24 protein-coding genes are annotated in these 21,616 nt (G+C 48.1%); 17 read left to right on the forward strand and 7 right to left on the reverse strand.

The window, feature by feature from the left end; translation table 11 throughout:
- The first annotated feature begins 176 nt into the window (after positions 1-176).
- The 10 genes from D0S45_12655 to fliQ all read left to right on the forward strand — a co-directional run bounded on the left by D0S45_12655 (position 177) and on the right by fliQ (position 7,076).
- Positions 177-1,091: a GTPase Era gene (locus D0S45_12655; GenBank protein ID TIH14657.1), complete on the forward strand. Its 915-nt coding sequence runs from the start codon at positions 177-179 to the stop codon at positions 1,089-1,091.
- A 105-nt stretch (positions 1,092-1,196) separates the two neighbouring features.
- Positions 1,197-1,901: a YggS family pyridoxal phosphate-dependent enzyme gene (locus tag D0S45_12660; protein ID TIH14658.1), complete on the forward strand. Its 705-nt coding sequence runs from the start codon at positions 1,197-1,199 to the stop codon at positions 1,899-1,901.
- Positions 1,902-1,929: 28 nt separating this feature from the next.
- Complete coding sequence (locus tag D0S45_12665) at positions 1,930-2,691, forward strand: motility protein A (protein ID TIH14659.1); 762 nt, start codon at positions 1,930-1,932, stop codon at positions 2,689-2,691.
- A gap of 58 nt (positions 2,692-2,749) precedes the next feature.
- Positions 2,750-3,580, forward strand: coding sequence for a flagellar motor protein MotB (locus D0S45_12670; protein ID TIH14660.1), 831 nt, complete (start codon positions 2,750-2,752; stop codon positions 3,578-3,580).
- Between the two features lie 9 nt (positions 3,581-3,589).
- Positions 3,590-4,318: a flagellar motor protein MotB gene (locus D0S45_12675; GenBank protein TIH14661.1), complete on the forward strand. Its 729-nt coding sequence runs from the start codon at positions 3,590-3,592 to the stop codon at positions 4,316-4,318.
- A 79-nt stretch (positions 4,319-4,397) separates the two neighbouring features.
- The gene (locus D0S45_12680; protein TIH14662.1) at positions 4,398-4,898 is read left to right on the forward strand and encodes a flagellar basal body protein FliL; all 501 of its coding nucleotides are present in this window, start codon (positions 4,398-4,400) and stop codon (positions 4,896-4,898) included.
- 94 nt (positions 4,899-4,992) lie between these two features.
- Positions 4,993-5,682, forward strand: coding sequence for a flagellar motor switch protein FliN (fliN, locus tag D0S45_12685; protein ID TIH14663.1), 690 nt, complete (start codon positions 4,993-4,995; stop codon positions 5,680-5,682).
- Between the two features lie 19 nt (positions 5,683-5,701).
- Positions 5,702-6,040, forward strand: a complete 339-nt coding sequence (gene fliO / locus D0S45_12690; GenBank protein TIH14761.1) for a flagellar biosynthetic protein FliO — start codon at positions 5,702-5,704, stop codon at positions 6,038-6,040.
- On the forward strand, positions 5,973-6,764 hold the full coding sequence (gene fliP, locus D0S45_12695) for a flagellar biosynthetic protein FliP (protein ID TIH14664.1): 792 nt from the start codon (positions 5,973-5,975) through the stop codon (positions 6,762-6,764). The genes fliO and fliP overlap by 68 nt, the downstream gene beginning before the upstream one ends.
- Positions 6,765-6,806: 42 nt before the next feature.
- Entirely contained in the window at positions 6,807-7,076 is a 270-nt protein-coding gene (fliQ, locus tag D0S45_12700) for a flagellar biosynthetic protein FliQ (protein TIH14665.1), read from the forward strand.
- 99 nt (positions 7,077-7,175) lie between these two features.
- Here fliQ and rlmB read toward each other — a convergent pair whose 3' ends face one another.
- Positions 7,176-7,931 (reverse strand): 23S rRNA (guanosine(2251)-2'-O)-methyltransferase RlmB, encoded by a 756-nt coding sequence (rlmB, locus tag D0S45_12705; GenBank protein TIH14666.1) that lies wholly within the window; start codon positions 7,929-7,931, stop codon positions 7,176-7,178.
- Positions 7,932-8,370: 439 nt separating this feature from the next.
- Here rlmB and D0S45_12710 point away from each other — a divergent pair, with 439 nt between their 5' ends.
- Positions 8,371-9,993: a LysM peptidoglycan-binding domain-containing protein gene (locus tag D0S45_12710; protein TIH14667.1), complete on the forward strand. Its 1,623-nt coding sequence runs from the start codon at positions 8,371-8,373 to the stop codon at positions 9,991-9,993.
- A gap of 149 nt (positions 9,994-10,142) precedes the next feature.
- On the forward strand, positions 10,143-11,507 hold the full coding sequence (locus D0S45_12715; GenBank protein ID TIH14668.1) for an NAD-dependent succinate-semialdehyde dehydrogenase: 1,365 nt from the start codon (positions 10,143-10,145) through the stop codon (positions 11,505-11,507).
- Between the two features lie 136 nt (positions 11,508-11,643).
- On the opposite strand, the gene aroE is transcribed toward D0S45_12715, so the two are convergent.
- The 6 genes from aroE to queA form a co-directional block, all read right to left on the reverse strand.
- On the reverse strand, positions 11,644-12,462 hold the full coding sequence (gene aroE, locus D0S45_12720; protein ID TIH14669.1) for a shikimate dehydrogenase: 819 nt from the start codon (positions 12,460-12,462) through the stop codon (positions 11,644-11,646).
- 343 nt (positions 12,463-12,805) lie between these two features.
- Positions 12,806-13,348, reverse strand: a complete 543-nt coding sequence (locus D0S45_12725) for a 2-oxoacid:ferredoxin oxidoreductase subunit gamma (protein ID TIH14670.1) — start codon at positions 13,346-13,348, stop codon at positions 12,806-12,808.
- 1 nt (position 13,349) lies between these two features.
- On the reverse strand, positions 13,350-14,108 hold the full coding sequence (locus D0S45_12730; protein ID TIH14671.1) for a 2-oxoglutarate oxidoreductase: 759 nt from the start codon (positions 14,106-14,108) through the stop codon (positions 13,350-13,352).
- 2 nt (positions 14,109-14,110) lie between these two features.
- Positions 14,111-15,178: a 3-methyl-2-oxobutanoate dehydrogenase subunit VorB gene (gene vorB, locus D0S45_12735; GenBank protein ID TIH14672.1), complete on the reverse strand. Its 1,068-nt coding sequence runs from the start codon at positions 15,176-15,178 to the stop codon at positions 14,111-14,113.
- 1 nt (position 15,179) lies between these two features.
- Positions 15,180-15,410 carry a 4Fe-4S dicluster domain-containing protein gene (locus D0S45_12740; GenBank protein TIH14673.1) on the reverse strand — a complete coding sequence of 77 codons (231 nt, stop codon included), beginning with the start codon at positions 15,408-15,410 and terminating at the stop codon, positions 15,180-15,182.
- A gap of 180 nt (positions 15,411-15,590) precedes the next feature.
- The gene (gene queA, locus D0S45_12745) at positions 15,591-16,691 is read right to left on the reverse strand and encodes a tRNA preQ1(34) S-adenosylmethionine ribosyltransferase-isomerase QueA (GenBank protein TIH14674.1); all 1,101 of its coding nucleotides are present in this window, start codon (positions 16,689-16,691) and stop codon (positions 15,591-15,593) included.
- Positions 16,692-16,824: 133 nt separating this feature from the next.
- Between queA and D0S45_12750 the strand changes: the two genes are divergently transcribed.
- From D0S45_12750 to D0S45_12770, 5 genes are all read left to right on the forward strand, one after another.
- Positions 16,825-17,502, forward strand: coding sequence for a hypothetical protein (locus D0S45_12750; protein TIH14675.1), 678 nt, complete (start codon positions 16,825-16,827; stop codon positions 17,500-17,502).
- Between the two features lie 170 nt (positions 17,503-17,672).
- Positions 17,673-18,164: a hypothetical protein gene (locus tag D0S45_12755; GenBank protein TIH14676.1), complete on the forward strand. Its 492-nt coding sequence runs from the start codon at positions 17,673-17,675 to the stop codon at positions 18,162-18,164.
- Complete coding sequence (coaBC, locus tag D0S45_12760; protein ID TIH14677.1) at positions 18,164-19,375, forward strand: bifunctional phosphopantothenoylcysteine decarboxylase/phosphopantothenate--cysteine ligase CoaBC; 1,212 nt, start codon at positions 18,164-18,166, stop codon at positions 19,373-19,375. The genes D0S45_12755 and coaBC overlap by 1 nt, the downstream gene beginning before the upstream one ends.
- Positions 19,351-20,157, forward strand: coding sequence for a hypothetical protein (locus D0S45_12765; protein ID TIH14678.1), 807 nt, complete (start codon positions 19,351-19,353; stop codon positions 20,155-20,157). Before coaBC ends, D0S45_12765 begins: the two co-directional genes overlap by 25 nt.
- Positions 20,158-20,283: 126 nt before the next feature.
- Positions 20,284-21,594: a nodulation protein NfeD gene (locus D0S45_12770; protein ID TIH14679.1), complete on the forward strand. Its 1,311-nt coding sequence runs from the start codon at positions 20,284-20,286 to the stop codon at positions 21,592-21,594.
- The last annotated feature ends 22 nt before the right edge of the window (positions 21,595-21,616 follow it).

Below are 21,616 nucleotides of genomic sequence, written 5' to 3' on the forward strand. Positions count from 1 at the left end.
CTGTTTGGTTTCACGTGAAACTAAAATAATTCTAGCAAAACTCTAGATAAACATTAGATCAATATAACCCTTCCTGATCAATAATTGGGAAGGGTTTTTCCAATTGGCGTGTCTTTGTTTTTTCGTGTACTTTGAGCGCCAAAGACTGAATAAACTTTTTTTTGAGGTAACAAAAAATGTCTGAATATAAATTTGGCTGGGTCGCTTTGATCGGTCCCCCCAACGCTGGTAAGTCCACTCTCATGAACCACTATCTGGGCCAGAAGGTGGCAATTGTTTCACCTAAACCCCAGACCACCCGTAACCGCATCAGCGGTATCCTGAGTAATGAAAATTCACAGGTTGTCTTTCTGGACACTCCCGGCATCCACCGCATGCGCGGTAAGATGAACCGCTTCCTGCTTGAGTCTGCTTGGGAAGCGCTTGGAAGTGCCAATGCTATTGTGGTTCTTTTTGATGCTGCTCTTTACGCTGCTAAGCCTCATCTCATGGAACAGGAGTTGGCCCCGGTGGTTAAGCCGGTCAACCAGTCCAATAAAAAGCTGTTCGTGGCAGTTAACAAAATCGATAAGGTTAAAGATAAGGCCAGATTGCTTCCGGTAATGGAAAAGGCTCAGGAACTCTGGCCTGAAGCTGAATTCATTCCTGTTTCCGCTCTAAAAGGCGATGGCGCAGATGTTCTGCTGGAAAAGGTTATTGATACTCTGCCTGAAGGTCCGCCCATGTTCCCTGAAGATCAGGTTTCAACTGTACCCATGCGCTTCATGGCTGCCGAAACCGTGCGCGAAAAGCTGTTTATGAGCTTGCAGCAGGAATTGCCTTATTCCACAGCAGTGGAAATTGAATTCTGGACCGAAGAAACTGATCGTAATCTGGTCAATATCGGGGCCATTATTTACACTACCAAGAAGAACCACAAAGGTATGATCATTGGTAAGGGTGGACAGAACCTGAAGAAAATCGGAACTCAGGCTAGAAAAGAACTGGAAGAAATGCTGGAGATGAAGGTTATGCTTGAAATCTGGGTCAAAGTCCGTGAGGGCTGGACTGAAGATGTCGGCTTTTTGCGTTCCCTTGGACTTGGTGAGTAGTCCGGCGCGAAGAATTCTTGTCCTTTTGTTTTCTTTTTATTAAAGAAATTTATATAATCAACCGATTTTTAATGTATGCCGCTCACTAAAAACGGCAATTTGACGATGAGTAACAGAGAAAAAGAACTTGTTGAGAATATTTCAGAGGTTAAGGAAGAAGTGGCTCAGGCCTGCTTAAGGGCTGGGCGTAAACCAGAGGAAGTCACTGTCATGGCGGTTTCCAAACTTCACGCAGCCTCTGATATTGAAATTTTGTGCAATGCCGGACATCGCTGCTTTGGTGAATCCTACGTACAGGAAGCATTAACCAAGCAGGAAGAGTTGTCCGGTTTGGATATAGACTGGCATTTTATCGGCGGTTTGCAGTCCAAGAAGGCCAAACTTGTGGCCGGTAAGTTCTGCGCTGTGCACAGTGTGGATTCTTCCAAGCTGGCCGGGTTGCTTAATAAAAAGGCTGAGTCTCTGGATGTGGTCCAGAATATCCTCATTCAGGTCAATACTGCTTGCGAGGAACAGAAGTGCGGTGTTACCGAAGAAACACTTCCGGCTCTGATTGAAGAAATTCAGGGTTATTCCAATCTCAAGCTGATCGGGCTGATGTGTTTACCACCTTTTTTCGGTGATCCGGAAGGGGCAAGACCTTACTTTGCAAGGCTGCGTATGCTCGCCGAAGGTATGGAAAAACTTTTCGGAATCAAGTTGCCGGAACTTTCCATGGGTATGACGGGTGATTTCCGAGTAGCCATCGAGGAAGGTTCTACCATGATCAGGGTCGGGACCAGAATTTTTGGCACTAGGCCGGGTTACTAAAAATTTAAACAACCCATAGGCGGATTTAATGGATCTGGGTACAGTCATAGGGATAGTTCTTTCTTTCGGGCTTGTTCTTTCGGCTATTCTTGTCGGGAGTCCCTTGGGTATTTTTATTTCCGTTCCCTCCGTATTGATCGTTATCGGCGGAACCATCGGGGCTTCGCTGGTTAACTATCCCATGGGCCATGTCTTGGGCGTTGTCGGGGTTATTAAAAAGACTTTTTTTTCCAGTCTTGAATCCCCGGGTGAGATCATTGATAAGTTCATGGATTTTGCCAACCGCGCCCGCCGCGAAGGCATCCTTTCCCTTGAACCTGCCTTGAAATCCATTGAAGACGACTTTCTGCGCAAGGGGCTGCAACTTACTGTTGACGGCCTTGAGCCGCAGGTCATTCAGGAAATTCTGGAAACTGAAATCCAGTACCTTGAGAACAGGCATGAAACCGGGGCTGAGATCCTGAAAATTTTTGCCGACTTTGCTCCGGCCATGGGTATGATCGGTACTGTTATCGGGCTGGTGCAGATGCTCCAGACCATGAGTGATCCCAGTACAATCGGGCCGGCAATGGCGGTTGCGCTGTTGACCACTCTTTATGGTGCGATTCTGGCCAACCTTGTTTTTACGCCCATGTCAGGAAAGCTCAAAACCCGCAGCAAGGAAGAAATCCTGCTTCGGGAAATGGTCATGGAAGGTATCATTTCGATCTCAAAAGGTGAGAACCCCAAGATCATTGAGGAAAAGCTGAATAGCTTCCTGCCACCGAAAATCCGCAAGATTACCGATTAGCGGGGCATAATTTTATTACGTACCGGGCCGGTTCAGCAAATGTTTGAACGGGGGATTGATGGGTAGGAATAAAAAGCCGAAAGAGCCTGAAGGTCAGCCTTTATGGCTGATTACCTTCAGTGATCTGATGACCCTGATGCTCACCTTTTTTGTACTTTTGGTGAGTATGTCGGTTGTTGATGAACGCCGTAAGATGGTCGTTCTCGGCTCCATTATCGGTACGTTCGGGTTCGGGTCCAAGGGATTCGATGTTCTTTCCGATACTCAGTCCCGCAAAACTGTTCAGGTCGGTCCCATGGAGCTTCAGGAAGGACTTGAGCCCATTAAACCGCTGCTCTGGGAATTTGCTGAAGAAGATTTGCGCTTTGAATCCAACAGGTTCGTGCAGATTCTTTCCATTGGTGCAGATGTTCTTTTCACCCCGGACAGTACCAGCGTTTCACTTGAGGGAGCGCGCATTCTTGATACTGTTCTCCCGGTGCTCAAACGGGTCAAGCATCCTGTTCTGGTGGCTGGGCACACCTCAATCCTGCGTGATGAACTGGGTGAGGATTACCGGGTTGAAGATCGGGATTTGACCCCTGATATTTCATGGAAGCTTTCCCTGAACAGGTCACTTGCAGTATATAACTACCTGATCCGTAACGGTATGAATCCGGAAATGTTGAAGCTGGAGGCATTCGGTAAATTTCGGCCCCGCCATCCCAACTCCACACCTGAAGGACGCAAGATGAACCGCAGGGTGGACCTTGTACTTGATACGCGTAGCGCGGCGGTTTCCAAGGAAATTAAGGAATATCAGCCTCCGCGCAAGAAAGATGATAAATTTAAGGTTGATGATTTTGTCTTTCCCATTGGTGAAGCTGAGAAACCGGGCAACAGGCAGTGATGGTGATCTATGGGGCGTAAAAAAGAAAAAAAGTTCCCGGATCCGGGCGGGGCTTGGCTGGTCACATTCTCTGATTTGGTGACCCTGCTTTTGACTTTTTTTGTGCTCTTGCTAAGTATGGCTTCAATGGACCAGAGTTTTATTACCCGGGTAACCATTATGCCAGCGGAATTGGGCTTTTTGGATAAGCGCGGTTCCGGGCGGGTTACAGCCAAGGTAAAGCTTGTCAGTGAATTTCTTGAAAGACCTTGGGAAGTGCTGGAAAAACAGAACCGGATCAAGGACCTGCTTTTTCCTGACGATGTACTTCCCCCGGACATGGACCGGGCTACCCTTGATGAAAACCTGAAGGTTCTTGCTAAACCTGAAGGGGTCGCTCTGGTGCTTACGGATAAACTTATGTTTCCTCTTGGTAAGTCGGAACTTGACGAGCGAGCGAAAATACTGCTTTACCAATTGGTTCCGGTACTAGATTATCTGGGAGCGGCCGATGTGAACATTGCCGGGTATACAGATAACGTCGGTGGCATGAACCCGGCTAACTTTCAGTTATCCGGGGGACGGGCCATGGCCGTGCTTACTTATTTTGTAGAGCAGGGTATAAAAAATGACCGTTTGACAGTTTCCGCCTGCGGGCCGACCTTTCCGTTGTACAGCAATACAACACCGGAAGGACGTGCACAGAACAGGCGGGTTGAAATATTGATAAAGACGACTCCTCCCATGGGGGGATATTAGTGAACGTCCTATAAATAAGTTTTTTAAGTTCATGTTGATGAATTTAATGGGCACAATATTAAGCTCAAGAGGGTGAAGCATGGCTGACGATGGTCAGGAACCGAAAAAGAAAGGCGGAATGCTGAAGTGGATAATTCTTATCCTGCTTTTGGCTATACTTGGTGGCGGTGGTTTTTTTGCCTACAAGAAATTCTTTGCCGCCCAGCCTGATGATGCTGTAGAGGAATCAAAGGATGAGCAGGCAGCTGAGGGTGAAGATCCGGGGACACTTCCCGGTGACGGGTTTACTATTACCCTGCCTACTTTTGTGGTCAACCTTGCTGACCCGCTCGGTCGCAGGTACCTTAAGCTCGGAATTGATGTGGAAGTGGTCAGCGAAGAAGCTGTGGCTGAGCTTTCCAAGAAAGAACCTATGGTCAAGGATACTCTTATCCTGCTGCTTTCCAGCAAGACTTATCAGGATCTTTCCACCATGGAGAGCAAGATTCTCCTGAAGAAGGAAATTGTGGATCGTCTGAATCAAATTATGGGCGGCTCCAAGGTTTTACAGGTATATTTTACGGATATGGTTATCCAGTAGCACGGTTTTTGCTTAACCCCTTGATGGTGTGTCGATTTTATGTCGGCAGGACCGTTTTACGGGATGCCAATGAATAATCCGGAGGTAGGCTGCTATGATGTCAGATGATCTTGATCAGGATAAACTCGCGCAGGAGTGGGCGGATGCACTCACTGACGATTCCGATGGTGGTGACCCTCTGGGCGATGATCCCGGTGACGGCAATGATGAAGCTCTAGCCGATGAATGGGCTGCGGCTCTGGCCGACCAGGATGACGGTGGCGCAACCGATGACGATGCTCTTGCTGGCGAATGGGCGGCAGCCCTCGGTGAGCAGGGTGATGAAGGTGGCGATGAGCTGGATCTCAGCGGCGGTGGCGGCGGAGATGAAGGACTTGCTGACGAGTGGGCGGCTGCGCTGGCCGAAGATACCGGTGACGACATCCGTAAGGAAAAGGAACAGGAATTTCTGCGCACCCAGACCCGTGATGCTGATTTCAAAGATTTGACCAATGAAGCCAAGAATCCACGTCACGACGGTTCAAGGCGTGACCTTGATTTTATTCTCGATATTCCGCTGGATGTTTCTGCGGAGCTGGGTCGGTCAAGGATGCTCATCAATGAGTTGTTGCAACTCGGAACCGGATCTGTTGTTGAATTGACTAAGCTGGCCGGTGAACCCCTTGAAATTTATGTTAACGGCAAACTTGTCGCGCGCGGCGAGGCTGTTGTCATTAACGAGAAGTTCGGTATCAGGCTGACTGATATTATCAGTCCTATCGAAAGGGTGAAGCATCTTGCCTAACGCAACTGCCGTTGTTCTTATGGCCCCGGATTCCGGGGTGGGCTCTGTGCTCAAAATGTCGGCAGCACTTTTTTTTATTCTGGCAATGCTGTTTCTGGCTTATTATTTGTTGCGCCGCTTTAATGTCGGCGGTGCTTTTCCTGGTACCAGAAAGGGTGCCCTGGAAATCGTGGATCGACTTCCCCTTGGTCCGCGTCAGAATATTACAGTGGTCAGATATCGCGACCGTGAAATGGTGGTCGGTGTTACTCAGGATAATATTACTCTGCTTCATGCAAGGGATGAAGGGCATGCAAAGATTGATTCTGACTTTGCCGGGTATCTTGAAAAAGAAAGCTCCGGCTCTTCTAACTCTTAGCGCAATTCTTCTGCTGGTAATTCCGGCAGCGGCCTTTGCTCAGGAGACCATTCCGACCATGACGCTTAATCTTGCGGCAGGTCAGGAAGAGCCTGAGCAAGTAGCCAAGATGCTGGAAATCCTGTTTTTGCTCACCATTCTGGGCATGGCTCCGTCCATTCTCCTGACCATGACTTCATTTACCCGGATTATTATTGTTTTTCACTTTCTGCGTCAGGCTATGGGTACGCAGCAGATGCCACCCAACCAGATTCTTGCTTCACTTGCGATCTTTATGACTGTCGTCATTATGATGCCCACCGGGAAGGCTGTTAACGATGCAGCTTTGCAACCCTACCTCAATGAGGAAATCGGGTTTAAAGAGGCCTTAGATCGGGCACAGGTTCCCATCAGGACTTTTTTATTCAAGCATACCAGAGAGAAAGATCTCTCCATTTTTTATTCTATCACCGGGGAAGAACGGCCTGAAACCAAAGAGGATGTAAATACCATGCTCCTTATTGCGGCCTACACCATCAGTGAGTTAAAGACCGGATTTACCATCGGCTTCCTCATTTATGTGCCCTTTTTGATTCTCGATATGGTTATTGCCAGTATTTTGTTGGCCATGGGTATGATGATGCTGCCCCCGGCAATGGTTTCATTGCCCTTTAAGATATTGCTGTTTATCATGGTTGACGGTTGGTCGCTTTTGACGGGCTCCATCGTCAACACTTTTCAGTGACCCGGGCAGTAGTGCGTCTTTTTTAAGCGGAGGCATAAAAAAATGACCCCAGAATTTGTTATTGGATTTGCTAAACAGTCCATTGAACTGGCCCTTACGCTGGCTTTGCCCATGCTTATGGTCGGGCTGCTGGTGGGTGTTTTCGTATCCGTTATTCAGGCCGCTACCCAGATTCAGGAAATGACTCTGACCTTTGTGCCTAAGATTGTATCCATGTTCATCGCGCTACTTTTTGCGTTTCCATGGATCATGGAAAAAATGATTGATTTTACACGCAATATTTTTCTCAATTTGCCCAACTATATTAAGTAGAGTTTTTCTAGTGTTTTTTTATAAAAAAGCCCTCTGAAGAAAGTGTAATCTTCAGGGGGCTTACTTTGTGTCTAATTGAGCATGTATTTGTTTAAAAATTTAGCCCAGACGTCTTGCAAATTCACTGATGAGCATGGCTCCGGCCTGAGCCACGTTTAAGGAATCGAAATCACGGCGGAAGGGGATGTGGATCAGTTTCTGACAACGTTTTTCAACGTTGAAGCGAATGCCTTTTTCTTCGTTGCCGAGCACCAGTATGGCCGGAGTATTGATTTCAGCTGTGTATGCGGAGGAAGAATCCTCGTCCAGCCCGGCTCCGTAGATATTGATTCCCATGTCGATGGCTTTATCCAGAGCTTGGGAAATGTTGCTAACCCGCGCTACTGGAAGTTTGGTCAGTGCTCCGGCACTTGCTCTGACAGCCCCAGGTCCTAGGAATGCCCCGCCGTGCTTGGCGGTCACAATTCCGGCTCCTCCCAATGCGTACAGTGAACGGGCCAGTACTCCGATATTGCCGGGGTCCTGTACCTGATCAAGCACGATGAGTAACGGCAGAGGGGAACTAGCAAGGTTTTCCAGCATATCGTCGTAGTCGGCATAAGACATGGCGGCCACTCTTGCGATGATTCCTTGGTGGTTGCCGGTGTAAATCCGGCCCAGCTCAGTCTTGTCTGCTATCTTGTATTTGATGCCGTGTTTTTTGCAGCGTTGGATGGTGCGTTCAAAATTTTTGTCCTGACGCCCTTTTTGCAGGTAAAGCAGGTCAATCCTATCTGGAGCGTCTAAAAGCATTTCCTGAACCGGTTTACGGCCTGCTATGATAGTGTTGTCGTCTTCTTTGGTCTTTTTTTTCATTAAAAATCTACCTTTCTTATTAAAAATATAAAAATCAGCACAGGGCGCGCATTATTTTTATCATATCAACTTTTTTACACGATATGAATACGGCTCACTGACAGATTGCTAATTGGTTAATTAAAATGCTTTGTTACCGTGAATACGATTATCATTTTGTTAACACCGAATTCAAAAAATAACAGTTCGTACTGGGCTAAAACCCTTGCGCCTGAACGGTTTGGGCAACCTATACCTTTCGTTTTACTATTGCAAACCCTCGCGCTTTAGTATAGCTCTACTTATGTTTGAACAACTCAATAATTTGCTCTGAAAATCCATTGTTTTTAAACTCTTGAGCTTATTTTTCAGTGCCTAACCGGGTAAAATTTATAGTTTTTCTAGATAAATTATGGATAAAATCAATACATATGACGTCCACAGTGACAAGGAGTCGAAGATGCTTAAATCGTTCCGGTTAATTGCTCTTCTGGCTTTATTTGCATTCTTTGCCGGATGTTCTGCCAAGACTGCTCCGGTTAATGAGGTAGAGCTTGATGCTCAGACCACAGCCGCTCTTAAAAGTGAAGCTTCAGTTGAGTCTGAGGTTACTGATTCCGGCGTTGAGCCTCTTGACCCTGAGCTTGAAGCAGCACCGCAGGAAGAGGAGATACTTACCCCGGAGGAAGAAAAAGTCCTCCAGTCCAGCAACGGTATCTACTTCAACCTCGATGAACACGACACCAAGGAAGTTCAGCAATATTTCGGTTTTTTTACTCACAAAGCCCGTAAGACTTTTACTCGGTGGTTGAAACGTTCCGAGCCATTTCTTCCTTACGTACGTCAGGTACTGAAGGAGAATGGTATTCCCGAAGATATTGCAATGTTGCCGTTTGCCGAAAGTGGATACAATGCCTGGGCATATTCACGTGTCGGTGCCGGTGGCCTGTGGCAGTTTATGCCTTATACAGGTCGTCTTTACGGCCTCCGTGTCGACTGGTGGATTGATGAACGTAGAGATCCGTACAAGTCAACCGTTGCAGCTGCAAAGTATCTGAATGTTCTTCATGGCATGTTTGGAGACTGGTATCTTGCCCTGGCAGCTTATAATGCCGGTGAAGGAAAGATCGGGCGCGCACTCCGTAAGACCGGAGCACAAGATTTTTTTGATCTTACCAAAAAGAATTATAAGCTGAGCTATCGCTACAGATTACGCAAAGAAACAAAGAACTACGTTCCCAAGTTCATTGCTATTTCCAAGATTTTTAAAAACCTTGAAGAGCTTGGATTCGAGAATATCAACTGGAATAACGGCATTCAGGTTGAAACAGTAAAGGTTCCCGGTGGAACCGATCTGTTGGCCCTTGCCAAAGCCTGCGGTATGAAATGGAGTGAGTTTCATAAGCTCAACCCTCATTTCCGTAGACAGGTCAGCCCGCCCAACACAGTAACCAATGCTTATCTGCCTGAAAGAGTCATGGCTAATGCTGCGGATTATCTTGAATCACCCAATTCCCGTCCTTTTGCCGGGTACAAGCGTTACAAAATCCGCAAGGGTGATTCCTGGTACCGAATTGCCCGTCGTTACGGCATGCCCGTGGCAGTACTCAAGTCGGTGAATAATCGCAGATCCAACCTGATTAAGCCCGGTCAGTACATTATGATCCCGGGTAAAGGTGCTTCCAAAGCTCTCTACGCATCCAAGACTAGCAAGACCCGTCGTACTGCTCAGAGCCGTGCTAACTACCGGGTTCGCAAGGGCGACACTCTCTGGGATATCGCCAGCCGCTATAATGTGAGCGTAACAACACTCAAGCGCGCCAACGGGATCTATTCTTCCAAGCTGAAGATCGGTCAGAAGCTTTACATCCCGGACAATAATGCTCGTAGTTCCGCGCGTTCCGTTGCCAAGGCTGAGAACGTAAAACAGCAAATGGTTAAATACCGCGTGCGTCGTGGCGACAATCTTTGGAAAATCGCCCGTCGTTTTGGAGTGAAAGTTTCTTCGCTCATGAAATGGAACAGCCTGAATTCAAAATCAATTCTTCGTCCCGGCGATAGAATCAAGGTTTACGTTCAGTAATTCGATCATAGTTAAAAGCAAAATAAAGGCGGTTATCCAAGGGTAGCCGCCTTTTTCTTTTCAGGCATTCTTGTTAAGTAGCCTTTCCACGCAGTGATCAAAATCACATCTCATTCGAGAAGAATCATATAAAACAAGGTATTGCCCAGATGGCTATTCAGAGTACCAATCCCATGACCGGAAAGGTCGAAAAAAAATTTACCGAATCAAGCTCCGCACAGACCACGACTATTTTATCTTCAGTTGCGGATGCATTTTCCACTTGGAAACTCAGCTCCTTTGAGCAACGTGCAGATTGTCTCAGAAATCTGGCTGCGCTTCTCCGCGAACGTGCGGACAGTTTTGCCGAACTTATGGCTGCGGAAATGGGCAAGCCGCTCAAGTCCGGCAGGGCCGAAGTGCTCAAGTCTGCAACGGTCTGCGATTTCTACGCTGATAACGGCGCAGCCATGCTGGCCAGTGAGCCTAAGACTGTGGACGGCATGCAGTGCTACGTTGACTATGCTCCTATGGGAACTGTGTTGGCTGTTATGCCTTGGAATTACCCCGTATGGCAGGTTTTACGCATTGCCGTACCCTCGCTTATGGCCGGGAATACAATGGTCTTAAAACACGCTTCAAACGTGCCTCAGTGCGCATTGGCTCTTGAAGAGGTTTTCCGCGAATCCATCTTTCCTGAGAATGTTTTCCGCACCTTACTTATTGGGGCCGGCCAAGTTGCGGATGTCCTTGCCCATGATTCTGTTGTTGGCGTTTGTCTCACTGGGAGTGAAGGAGCGGGCCGCAAGGTTGCCGCAGCAGCCGGGGCAAATCTCAAGAAATCAGTTATGGAGCTGGGCGGAAGTGATGCTTTTGTCGTCCTTGCTGATGCGGATCTGGACAAGGCTGCAACTATCGGTGCTGAGTCTCGCTGTTCCAATGCCGGGCAGGCCTGCATTGCCGCTAAACGATTCATTGTTCACAACGATGTTTATGATTCATTTGTGCAGAAGCTGAAAGAATGTATGGAATCAGTAGTTATGGGCAGTCCTCTGGACGAAGATACAGTTATGGGTCCCATGGCCTCACATCAGTTTCGCAACGATCTGCAAATGCAGGTTGATAATTGTCTCAAAGTGGGCGGGAAATTGGTAATTGGCGGCTCTATACCTGAAGGTGAAGGTGCTTTTTATCCGTCGACAATTATTACTGATGTTTCTTTCGACAGCAAAGCAGGGCGTGATGAAATTTTCGGACCCGTTGCCCTTGTTTTCCGCGCTGAGAGCGAAGAGCAGGCTATGGAAATGGCTAATGACAGCTGTTTCGGGCTAGGTGGTTCGGTCTGGACTCGTGATGAGGAGAAAGGACTTAAACTTGCCCGCCAGATCGAGGCAGGCCTTGTCTACCTGAATGGACGGGTTAGCAGTCGTCCGCCGCTCCCATTTGGAGGGGTTAAGAACTCCGGCTACGGCCGCGAGCTTTCCACCTACGGTATCCGCGAATTTACCAACGTAAAATCTGTTTGTATTGGATAAATTTTGCCTCTGGCGGCTGGGGAAGAGAAAACTTTTTAGTTTGCTTCGCATACAGCGTGGTAAAGCTACTTTTGTAACAAATCCCGCAATATCTTGTTTGATATTGCGGGATTTGTTGTTTCCAGTTTTTTTGCGTCTATAAATTTTTCAGCAACAGCTCTCGCGCTTTCAGCTCATCCAAACTTTTTCCCGTCCATAAACGAAATTGCTCTAGCCCCTGATGCACGAACATCTCAATTCCGTGAATTATGGTGCAACTTTTGGATTTTGCATCCTTGACGAGAACAGTCTCCATGGGATTGTAGACCAAGTCGAAGACTATGGTGCTCGAGTCTTGATTGTCCATGATCATGGGGTTGATCTCTTGAAATTTTCCAGACATGCCCAGCGAGGTGGAATTCACGATAAGATCAAAGTGCTGATCGCCACGAGCGTCCCAATCAAGAATTGATATTTTGAATTCAGCAGCGAGATCATCTGCTTTGGACTTGGTGCGGTTGGTGATGAAGATTTCTTTGATCCCCAATGATTGAAGTCCGGTGATCGCAGCGCGAGCAGCACCGCCAGCACCGATCAACAGGGCCGTTTCTATCTGATCAGAATAGGGGCGTAACGGCTCGGACACTCCGGCGGCGTCAGTATTGTCGCCCACGATTTTATCACCTTTCCAATAGAGGGTATTTACCGCCCCGACGGACTTTGCGCGTTCAGTCAGCTGATCAATGTAGTCCATTACGGAAAGCTTGTGCGGAATGGTCACGCTGGCCCCGGAAATGGGCAGGTTTCTGAAAGTCTGCATGAAACTTTCCACCTTTTCAGGCTCAGTGGGCCAAGCCATGTAAACTGCCGGGATTTTGTGTTCGGAAAATCCCCAATTGTGCAGCAAAGGACTCATGGTATGTCCAAGAGGGTGTCCAATTATTCCAAAAAGCTTTTCAGGCTTAAATACTTCCATATTTCGCTCCTGAAGACCTTTGTGGTCTTTCGTAATGTCAGATCGTTTTTTTGAATTAAGATGCTTAAAAGTAATGATAAAATTCAGGAAAATTTTTAAGGCAGATGTTTGTGTTTAATCAGTCTGAACGAATTCAGTACAATTTGCAAATTAGGCAATTTTTAATGCTCTAAATAGCGAAGCTTGATTAAAGCGCGTTTGGGAAAAGGGAGAGGAGTCCAGAGGAGAGGGGAAAACACTTTTGGCGCTAGCAAAGGGTTTTCCCCTCTCCTTTGGCCGCCGGAGGCAATAAAATGAAAATGGTCCGTGCGAACTTAGTTCGCACGGACCATTTAGTAGTAACTTAAATAGCGTCAGCGCCTGCTTGAAGGGCTTCTGCGTTTTTGGGGATCAGGTGATGGTAGTGAGCGGAGATCACGTTTTCGAGGGAGTCGATGACTGCCTGCATTTCCATGATTCCGGTTGCCTTGATGAAGGCACCGAGGGCTACCATGTTTGCCAAGCGGGCATTGCCGAGTTTGTCAGCAATATCGTTGCAGGGCACGAGGTATGATTCAATGCGATCGGTATCAACCAGCTCTTCATCAATGAGAGATGAGTTGACGATCTGAATACCGTCATCCATGAGCATGGGCTGGAATTTATCCAGCGAAGGACGGTTCATGATGATCAGGCTGTGCGGGCTGCGGATGATCGGGGAACCGATCTCGTCGTCGGAAAGGACGACAGTGCAGTTCGCGGTACCGCCGCGCATTTCAGGGCCGTAAACCGGAATGTAGGTTACATTGAGTCCGGCGTTCATGCCTGAATAGGCCAGCAGGTTACCGATGAGCATAACGCCCTGTCCGCCGAATCCGGCAATGATGCTGTCGAGGTATTTGCTCATCTTAGTCCTCCGCGGTTACGTCTTTATATACACCCAGCGGGAAGTAGGGGATCATTTCATTTTCGATCCTTTCGTTCGCCTGAATGGGAGTCATTCTCCAGTTGGTGGGGCAGGTTGCCAGCAGTTCGATGAAACCGAAACCGAGTTCTTTCTGCTGTACCTCAAAAGCTTTTTTCATGGCTTTTTTGGCCTTGCGAATGTTTTTAACATTGTTCAAGGCAACGCGTGCGGAATATGCAACACCACCAAGAGAACCGATAATTTCGGCCATGCGGATGGGTAACCCTTCTTTGGAAGCATTACGTCCGGCAGGTGAAGTCGTGGTTTTCTGTCCAATAAGGGTTGTGGGAGCCATCTGTCCGCCGGTCATTCCGTAAACAGTGTTGTTTACGAAGATGATTGAGATGTTTTCACCACGGTTTGCGCAGTGCATGATCTCAGCCATACCGATGGATGCGAGGTCGCCATCACCCTGGTAGGAGAGGACGAACTTGTCGGTGCGTGCGCGTTTAACGCCCGTTGCAACTGCCGGTGCGCGGCCGTGCGGTGCTTCCACACTGTCTACATGAAGGTAATTGTAGAGGAATACGGAACAACCGATGGAGGTGACCAAAAGGGTGTTCTCGGTCAATCCCATTTCGCTGAGCAGTTCACCCGCAAGTCTTTGGGCTACGCCGTGCTGGCAGCCGGGACAGTAATGGGTGGGAACGTCTACAATAGCGTCAGCCTTATCAAAGGCGAGAATTTCTTGTTCGCTCATATCTATTTCCCTCCAAGGCTTTTGAGGATGGGTTCCTCGAAATCGTCGGGGGTGGGCAGGTTTCCGGGCATGAAGCCGAAGAAATCACTGTCGGTAATGGTGCGGATGGAAAGACGTACATCTTCAACCATCTGACCTAGGTTATGTTCAATAGTCAGGAACTTCTTACCCTGCTTGGCAAGCTTGTTCAGCTCTTCAGAGGGGAAGGGGTAGAGGGTGATAGGACGGAATAGACCTACCTTGTGACCCTGTGCGCGCAGTTTTCTGACTGTGCTCTTTACGATACGTCCGATGGAACCGTAGGCAACTACGATGAGTTCGGCATCTTCGGTTTCGAAAAGCTCCTGTTTGGTGTTCTTGGCCATCTCGTCATACTTGGCCTGCAATGCCAGGTTGTGGCCTGCAAGTGAACCTTCGGTGAGAAACAGGGACTTGATGATGCGGTGATCACGGTCCTTGGCACCTTCAATGCGCCACTCGGTTCCTTCTTCCTCGTTTCTTTCTTCGAGAGCTCTTGTGATGACAGGCTCTTTCATCTGACCGACGATGGCATCACCGAGGATCATGACCGGGTTGCGGTATTTGAAAGCGAGGTCAAATGCTTCGATTACGAGGTCGTAGCATTCCTGACAGGTACCGGGAGCGAGGACGAGAGTACGGTAATCACCGTGTCCGCCGCCTTTGGTGGCCTGAAAATAGTCACCCTGACTTGGGCCGATGTCGCCGAGACCCGGCCCACCACGGTTCATGTTTACGATGACCGCGGGAAGCTGACTACCTGCGAGGTAGGAGATTGCTTCCTGCTTAAGGGATACACCGGGGCTGGAGGAAGAAGTCATGCAGCGTGCGCCTGCGGCAGCTGCGCCGATTAGCATGTTTGCTGCTGCAACTTCACTTTCAGCCTGAACGAATTCACCGCCGACTGCGGGCAGTGCTGCGGACATGTATTCCGGAATATCGTTCTGGGGGGTGATGGGGTAACCGAAATAGCATTTAAGACCGGCTGCGATTGCGCCGCGGGAGATGGCCTCGTTGCCTTTGATGAAAAGCTTTTCGCCTTTTTTCGTCATCCTATTCTCCTTTGGCCTTTTTGGTTCTGTATACCCGGATAGCAATATCTGGACAGATCAGCGCACAGGAAGTACATCCGGTACACTTTTCCATATCCTCAGCCGCGACTTCAGCAACTTTGTAACCGTGCTGGTTGAATCGGTCGGATTGCCTTATGATTTCCTTTGGACAGACGGTGGTACAGAGCAGACAGCCCTTGCACCGTTCGTCCAAAAATTCTACTCGTGACATCCTATTCTCCTGTTACTGTGACAGAAAAGCCCGTTATATTAACGGGCTGGGACCATTAGAGTCTTTATTTGCTTGTGGGCAGCACACTATGAAAATGTGACTGTTGGAAAGCAACGTATAATTATTTGCGCTGCGGTGCAAATTTTTCCGTCGAAACTACGGTCAGACGTTATTTGTACCTTACTTTATATACATTGAATCGCCGTATGAGAAGAACCTGAATTCGTTATCAACTGCTTTGGAATACGCGTTCAAAACATTTTTCCTACCGGCAAGAGCGGAAATCATAATGACAAGGGATGATTCTGGCAAATGGAAATTGGTAATCATACGGTCAACCACTTTGAATTCATAGCCGGGGTATATGAAAATATTGGTTTCACCCTTGAATTCACAAATTTCACCGGCTTGCTGGAAAGCTCCTTCCAGAGTGCGGGCTGAGGTTGTGCCTACCGCGATCACCGGACGGCCTTCCTGTTTGGCTTTGATCACTGCGGCAGCTGTCTCTTCGGGGATTTCGATGTATTCGTGGTGCATTTCATGATCACGGATATCTTCGGCGCGTACCGGACTGAAAGTTCCGTAACCTACATATAATGTTACTTCGGCCCGTTCGATGTTTTTGGCTTTCATTTTTTCATTGATTTCTTCGGAAAAATGTAGCCCGGCTGTGGGCGCGGCTACTGATCCGGCCTTTTCATCACAGGCGTATATGGTCTGGTATCGTTCATTGTCTGTTTCATCAGCAGCACGGCGGATGTATGGAGGGAGAGGAATCTTACCGCACTCCTCGAAAATCTTTTTCAGATCCCCGTTCCATTCAAGTTCAACTTTTGAAAGTCCGAATCTGCCTTTGCCCAGCACGGTCAGCTTCAGGCCGCCCTCAAAGAAAATTTCATTACCAGTTTTGGGACCCTTGGAAGCACGGAGTAAGCCACGGGCCTGCGCCTTGAAACCACCGGGAACTTCTTCGGCTTCGATGAGAGGGAGAGGGGTCAGTAACAGGAATTCCACCCGTCCCCCGGTAGGTTTTTTACCGAATATTCGGGCCGGAACAACTTTTGAGTTGTTGGCCACCAGCAGTGCGCCTTCCGGAAGCAGGTCCACAATGTCGGTGAAATTTTTGATTTCGGTTTCACCGCTCTTCTGATCAAGCACCAAGAGCTTGGAGCCGTGCCTCATTACTGCTGGGCATTGGGCTATCTGTCCTTCCGGTAATTCAAAGTCGTAGCTTTTAAGGAAAAAGTCTTCTGTATTTATGTTCATTTTTTCGGTTTTCATTATTGATGATAATCTGGTAAGAATCTTTACAGCAGAGACCTTCAAGGTCTATGAATGCTGTGTTTGTCCTTTGATTGCCCGGTCAAACAAGTCTGTTTGATTGTCACGTTGATCACCAAATCCGGATTAGATTATGAAATGGTTGTCAGTAGCTGAAATATCCAAGATTACGATGATCCCTGCTCCCACAGCAAGGCGTTATGCTTCGCTGTTTAAGGATTTTCTTTCCAGTAAAAAAATGGGCCGGGTTACCAAGTACCCGGAATCCGCTGTGGAAATCTTCAAGCGCATCGTCAATTTATATAATGAAGGGATGGTTACCACGGAAATTGAGCAGCAGCTCCGTTCCGAATTTCCCCGCACAATTGAGATAAGTCCCTCCGAGCGTGGCCTTCCTGCGCAGCCGGCCATGAATATTCAGGCTGAACTGAGCGGCGCTTTTGCCGAGATGATGGACAAGATGAGCAAGTCACTTGAAGTGATTGCCGATCAGAAGTCAATCATTGAAGAGCAGCGCGAAGATATTTACAAGCTCAAAAAAGCTTTTGTTCTTCTTGCCCGCAGCCAGAAAAAAATCAAGGCTTTGCCGCAGCTGGATATTAAATCCATGACTGAAGAGTATGACGTACGAACCAATGCTCTCGAGCAGAAAGACGTGGAACTTGAAGAGGCGACCACTGAATTAGCTCAGGAAAACACTAACTTGAAGCATAAGCTTGAGGTTATGGAATCGGAATTGGTTCGTTTGCGCAAGGACCGCCGGGAAATGGAAAATTATTTTATGGATAAGATCAAGCGCATGAACGGTTGATTTCCTGCCTGCGGAATTGATTTTTTGTTCTCATGGCTGTAGAAAAAGTCTAGAAGATGGGGCGCTAATTATTATTGACTGGGGCTGTGTCTGTTTAGAGTTATAAATTATGTCCAGCCCAGCTGGTCTGAATTTCAATATGCGTCGACATTAAAATCGGAGGATTAACTATGCGTACTTTTATTAAAATGCTTCTCATTTCCATGATCTTTGTGGGACTCACCGGTTGTCTGGCCGGAACCAACAAGACTTCTGATGAACCCGTAATTGCAACTTCCGGGGCTACTGAAAGTTATGAGGAATTTGTTCCTTACACTGAATTTGATGATATTGCAGTTCCCAACGAGCTGAGCAGGGTTCCTGATCAGTCCTATGTTGCAGAAGATCAGTCTTTTAAGTATGGAAAAATCGTTCTCAAGGGACGTGTTGAAAACCAGTCCCTCGTTGATTTCTTTGTAAACCAGATGGCAAAAGATAACTGGACCAAGGAAAGATCCATCACTTCAACTGTTTCAACTCTTTCTTTTACCAAGCCTTACAAGAGCTGCACAGTGAGGATTTTTGACGGATCTTACAACACTGAGGTCGAAATCTACGCCGTTGAAATGAAGTCCGACGCTGCACCTATTTCCGGTGGAGTTCAGGAACAGACTATACAATAATGAATGAACATCTTAATTTTGACTGCTTTTTAGGAAAACGCATCCATCTCGGCGTCAGCGGTTCCATCGCAGCATATAAGTCTCTGGACTTACTGCGTATGTTTCGTAAGGCCGGGATCGAAGTCAGTGTTACGCTCACTTCCGGTGCGCAGGAATTTATCAAGGGCCTCAGTTATGAGGCCCTTGGTGCTTTCAAGGTCTGGGAGAAGATGTACCCGACTTTGGATGATACTTTCGGTCACCTTGAACCCGGTCAGGCTGCCGATGCCATGCTTATTGCTCCGGCAACAGCTTCAGTGCTGGCCCGCATGACCCACGGTTTAGCCGACGATATGCTTTCCTGTCAGGCCTTGGCTTTCAATGGTCCTAAGCTTGTGGCCCCGGCCATGAACCCGGCCATGTGGGATGCGCTTGCCACTCAGGATAATTGCCGTGTGTTGGCTGAAAGGGGAGTTGAATTCATCGGTCCTGATTGCGGCGATGTTGCCTGCGGTGATCATGGACGTGGGCGTCTTGCTTCCCTTGAATCCATTTATGCCCACGGCTTACGTGCGGTTGCCCCAAAGGATATGAGCGGTAAGCATGTGCTGATTACTCTGGGGCCTACCCGTGAGAAATGGGATGCGGTCCGTTTTTGGTCTAATCCTTCGTCAGGATTGATGGGAGCCTGTATTGCCATGGCAGCATGGCTTCGCGGTGCTAAGGTCACTATTGTTTCCGGTCCGGTGAACTGGTGGTTTCCTGAAGATATCGATGTGATCAAGGTTGATTCTGCGCAGCAGATGTTCGATGCTGCCACTGAGGTCTGGCCCAGTTGCACCACCGGATGTTTCACTGCTGCTGTGGCTGACTTCAAGCCTATTCCCCATGGTGAGGGCAAATTTAAGAAAGCTGGCAATGATGCTCTTCGGGTTGATTTTGATACCAACCCGGATATTCTTAAGACCGTCGGCACCATGAAAAAGGATGACCAGCAGTTGATCGGTTTTGCCGCCGAGACTTCCAACATTCAGGAAGCAGCCAAGGGCAAGCTTGAGCGCAAGAATCTGGATCTGATTGTTGCCAACCCCATCAACAAACCCGGAGCGGGATTTGAGTCTTCCACCAATTCTGTTTATGTTTTGGACAGAACAGGGCGGTCCGAAGAATGGCCTGACCTCCCCAAAAGCGAAATAGCGTGGCGTATATGGGATCTCCTTCCGCAGAATTAAATGTACTTGAAAGCGTCAGGCCGTGGTATCAAAACGGCCTGCAATATGTTTTCAAGGATGCACTGCCCGGTATCGAGGAACTCGAAAAACCGGCGCGGCAGCGTTCCGCTGTGTCCGCACCCCCTCGGCAGCAGGCTCCGCGCAGGCCGCAGCAGATGACTCAGCAACAGCCTCCGGTCCAGCAACCTGCTCCTCGGCAACAGTCCGTTCCGGCTCAGCATGCTCCCCAGCAAACACAGCGACCTTCCTTTGATCGCACCCCTCCGGCAAAGCCTTCGCGCATGCCTGAGAAACGTAAGCCTTCAGTTCAGCCTAAGGTAAATTTTCCTGATCCTCAGTCTTGGCCCGCTCCATGGTCGACTCTGGCAGGACGCATTAGTCCGCGTGTGCAGATTTTCTGGACTTATGCCCAGCTTGGTCAGGATTTGTCTGGTCAGGCCGATACTGCGCGGCGCAAGCTTTTCCAATCTCTGATCGGTTATATGGGGCTGCCCAAGGGAGCTATTTCGTTCTGGCCTTGTACTGCTTGGAACGGCAATGACTTTGAAAACAAGAGTGATATCTTTTGGAAAGGGGTAGAGTCCTACGGGGTTAAGTTTGTAGCTTGCTTTGGGGACCAGACCCGTTCAATTGTCGCTCCTGATGCCCCCCCAAGTTCTGCATCTGTCCATACTAACGGAGTGCAGATGCTCATGCTTCAGGACCCGGACTTCCTCAAGAATCTGCCACCTGATGAGCAGCAGTTGCTTTGTATTTCGCTTTTGCGATTACCTCTTTTTTAAGAATCATTTCTTTTTTGAAATTATCGACCCCGTCTTAATAAGGCGGGGTTTTCTTTTTCCACTGTTTCTTTATCTCCCACAATTTGGCATTATGAATTATAAATAGTCTTTTCAGTTGGAGTTGCCATGCATAGTCTGAAGAAGCGTTCAAGTTATATTTTTTGTTTGATCGTTATTTCAATGTTTATTACCGCCGCTGTCGCTCGTTCTGTATTGGCTGAGAATGTCAGCGTAATGTTACTTGAATTGCAGGGTGGTATAAGCCCCGCTCAGGTTCATCTTCTTGAAGATGCTCTTGAGCAAGCAGGTGATGACGATCATGATCTTTTGTTGCTGCGGCTTGATACCCCGGGCGGTTTAGGTACTTCCATGCGTGAGATGGTCAAGATCATCATGAACAGCAAAATTCCGGTTTGCGTCTGGGTTGGGCCGGAAGGAGCACATGCTGCGTCCGCTGGAACATTTATTACTGCCGCTGCACAGGTGGCAGCCATGGCTCCCGGAACTTCCATCGGTGCGGCCAGTCCTGTTTCATCTTCAGGAGAAGAACTTCCCGAAACCATAAGCAAGAAAGTTACCGGGGATATGGTTAGTCTGATCAAAGGCATTGCCCGTAAGCGGGGGCGCAATATTGATTGGTACGTCAAGTCTGTTCAAGAAGGTGTCAGCGTTGATGCGCAGGATGCCGTGACCCTGAATATTGTGAATTTTATGGCCTTATCAGTTGACGATTTTCTAGAGCAGCTTGGTGCGAGAGGAGTGCTTTTAGGCGGACAGAAAGTTAAGTTTGCAAAGAAAGAGATTAGCGTAATTAAATTTGTTCCCGGCTTCAGGTACGCTGTTCTTTCATGGTTACTTGATCCGCAGGTGGCCTACTTTCTTCTTTTGGGCGGAATACTGGGTGTTTTTTTCGAGCTTTCTCATCCCGGATCGATTTTACCCGGTGTTATAGGTGCATTCTGTCTTGTTACCGGTCTTTATGCTATGTCTATCCTACCCACTAATGCCGCAGGGTTGCTTTTGCTTTTGCTTGGGGCTGTCCTGTTTCTCCTCGAAGTTTTTATCATTAGTTATGGACTGCTCAGTCTTGGGGCAGTGCTCAGTCTTTTTGTGGGTTCCCTTGTTCTCTTCAGGGAAGGAACACCCGGTATACCGCTTGGAACTATTCTTGGGACTGTGCTTACTTTTTCGTTTTTTGTCGGAATAATTATTTACTTGGTGACCAAGGCTCAGCTTTCAAAATCCGGTGTGGGCATGGAGAGCATGCTCGGATTAAAAGGGGAAGTCCTTGAAGTTAAAAACGGGCGTATGAAGGTTCGCGTTCGTGGAGAAATCTGGAACGCCGTGGTTGAGGACGGAACAGTTTTTGATCCCGGTACAGTGATTGAGGTTGTTCAGGCCCGTGGTCTGACCCTGATAGTCGTAAAGAAAAGCTGATCAGCGTAATTATTTGGGAGGT

Source organism: Marinifilum sp. JC120 (assembly GCA_004923195.1).
GTDB lineage: Bacteria > Desulfobacterota > Desulfovibrionia > Desulfovibrionales > Desulfovibrionaceae > Maridesulfovibrio.

What these genes read in the sequence shown, in the direction of transcription:
- D0S45_12655 (TIH14657.1), top strand. Translation starts at nt 177, where the DNA reads ATGTCTGAATATAAATTTGGCTGGGTCGCTTTGATCGGTCCCCCCAAC.
- D0S45_12660 (TIH14658.1), top strand. Translation starts at nt 1,197, where the DNA reads ATGAGTAACAGAGAAAAAGAACTTGTTGAGAATATTTCAGAGGTTAAG.
- D0S45_12665 (TIH14659.1), top strand. Translation starts at nt 1,930, where the DNA reads ATGGATCTGGGTACAGTCATAGGGATAGTTCTTTCTTTCGGGCTTGTT.
- D0S45_12670 (TIH14660.1), top strand. Translation starts at nt 2,750, where the DNA reads ATGGGTAGGAATAAAAAGCCGAAAGAGCCTGAAGGTCAGCCTTTATGG.
- D0S45_12675 (TIH14661.1), top strand. Translation starts at nt 3,590, where the DNA reads ATGGGGCGTAAAAAAGAAAAAAAGTTCCCGGATCCGGGCGGGGCTTGG.
- D0S45_12680 (TIH14662.1), top strand. Translation starts at nt 4,398, where the DNA reads ATGGCTGACGATGGTCAGGAACCGAAAAAGAAAGGCGGAATGCTGAAG.
- fliN (TIH14663.1), top strand. Translation starts at nt 4,993, where the DNA reads ATGATGTCAGATGATCTTGATCAGGATAAACTCGCGCAGGAGTGGGCG.
- fliO (TIH14761.1), top strand. Translation starts at nt 5,702, where the DNA reads ATGGCCCCGGATTCCGGGGTGGGCTCTGTGCTCAAAATGTCGGCAGCA.
- fliP (TIH14664.1), top strand. Translation starts at nt 5,973, where the DNA reads ATGCAAAGATTGATTCTGACTTTGCCGGGTATCTTGAAAAAGAAAGCT.
- fliQ (TIH14665.1), top strand. Translation starts at nt 6,807, where the DNA reads ATGACCCCAGAATTTGTTATTGGATTTGCTAAACAGTCCATTGAACTG.
- rlmB (TIH14666.1), bottom strand. Translation starts at nt 7,931, where the DNA reads ATGAAAAAAAAGACCAAAGAAGACGACAACACTATCATAGCAGGCCGT.
- D0S45_12710 (TIH14667.1), top strand. Translation starts at nt 8,371, where the DNA reads ATGCTTAAATCGTTCCGGTTAATTGCTCTTCTGGCTTTATTTGCATTC.
- D0S45_12715 (TIH14668.1), top strand. Translation starts at nt 10,143, where the DNA reads ATGGCTATTCAGAGTACCAATCCCATGACCGGAAAGGTCGAAAAAAAA.
- aroE (TIH14669.1), bottom strand. Translation starts at nt 12,462, where the DNA reads ATGGAAGTATTTAAGCCTGAAAAGCTTTTTGGAATAATTGGACACCCT.
- D0S45_12725 (TIH14670.1), bottom strand. Translation starts at nt 13,348, where the DNA reads ATGAGCAAATACCTCGACAGCATCATTGCCGGATTCGGCGGACAGGGC.
- D0S45_12730 (TIH14671.1), bottom strand. Translation starts at nt 14,108, where the DNA reads ATGAGCGAACAAGAAATTCTCGCCTTTGATAAGGCTGACGCTATTGTA.
- vorB (TIH14672.1), bottom strand. Translation starts at nt 15,178, where the DNA reads ATGACGAAAAAAGGCGAAAAGCTTTTCATCAAAGGCAACGAGGCCATC.
- D0S45_12740 (TIH14673.1), bottom strand. Translation starts at nt 15,410, where the DNA reads ATGTCACGAGTAGAATTTTTGGACGAACGGTGCAAGGGCTGTCTGCTC.
- queA (TIH14674.1), bottom strand. Translation starts at nt 16,691, where the DNA reads ATGAAAACCGAAAAAATGAACATAAATACAGAAGACTTTTTCCTTAAA.
- D0S45_12750 (TIH14675.1), top strand. Translation starts at nt 16,825, where the DNA reads ATGAAATGGTTGTCAGTAGCTGAAATATCCAAGATTACGATGATCCCT.
- D0S45_12755 (TIH14676.1), top strand. Translation starts at nt 17,673, where the DNA reads ATGCGTACTTTTATTAAAATGCTTCTCATTTCCATGATCTTTGTGGGA.
- coaBC (TIH14677.1), top strand. Translation starts at nt 18,164, where the DNA reads ATGAATGAACATCTTAATTTTGACTGCTTTTTAGGAAAACGCATCCAT.
- D0S45_12765 (TIH14678.1), top strand. Translation starts at nt 19,351, where the DNA reads ATGGGATCTCCTTCCGCAGAATTAAATGTACTTGAAAGCGTCAGGCCG.
- D0S45_12770 (TIH14679.1), top strand. Translation starts at nt 20,284, where the DNA reads ATGCATAGTCTGAAGAAGCGTTCAAGTTATATTTTTTGTTTGATCGTT.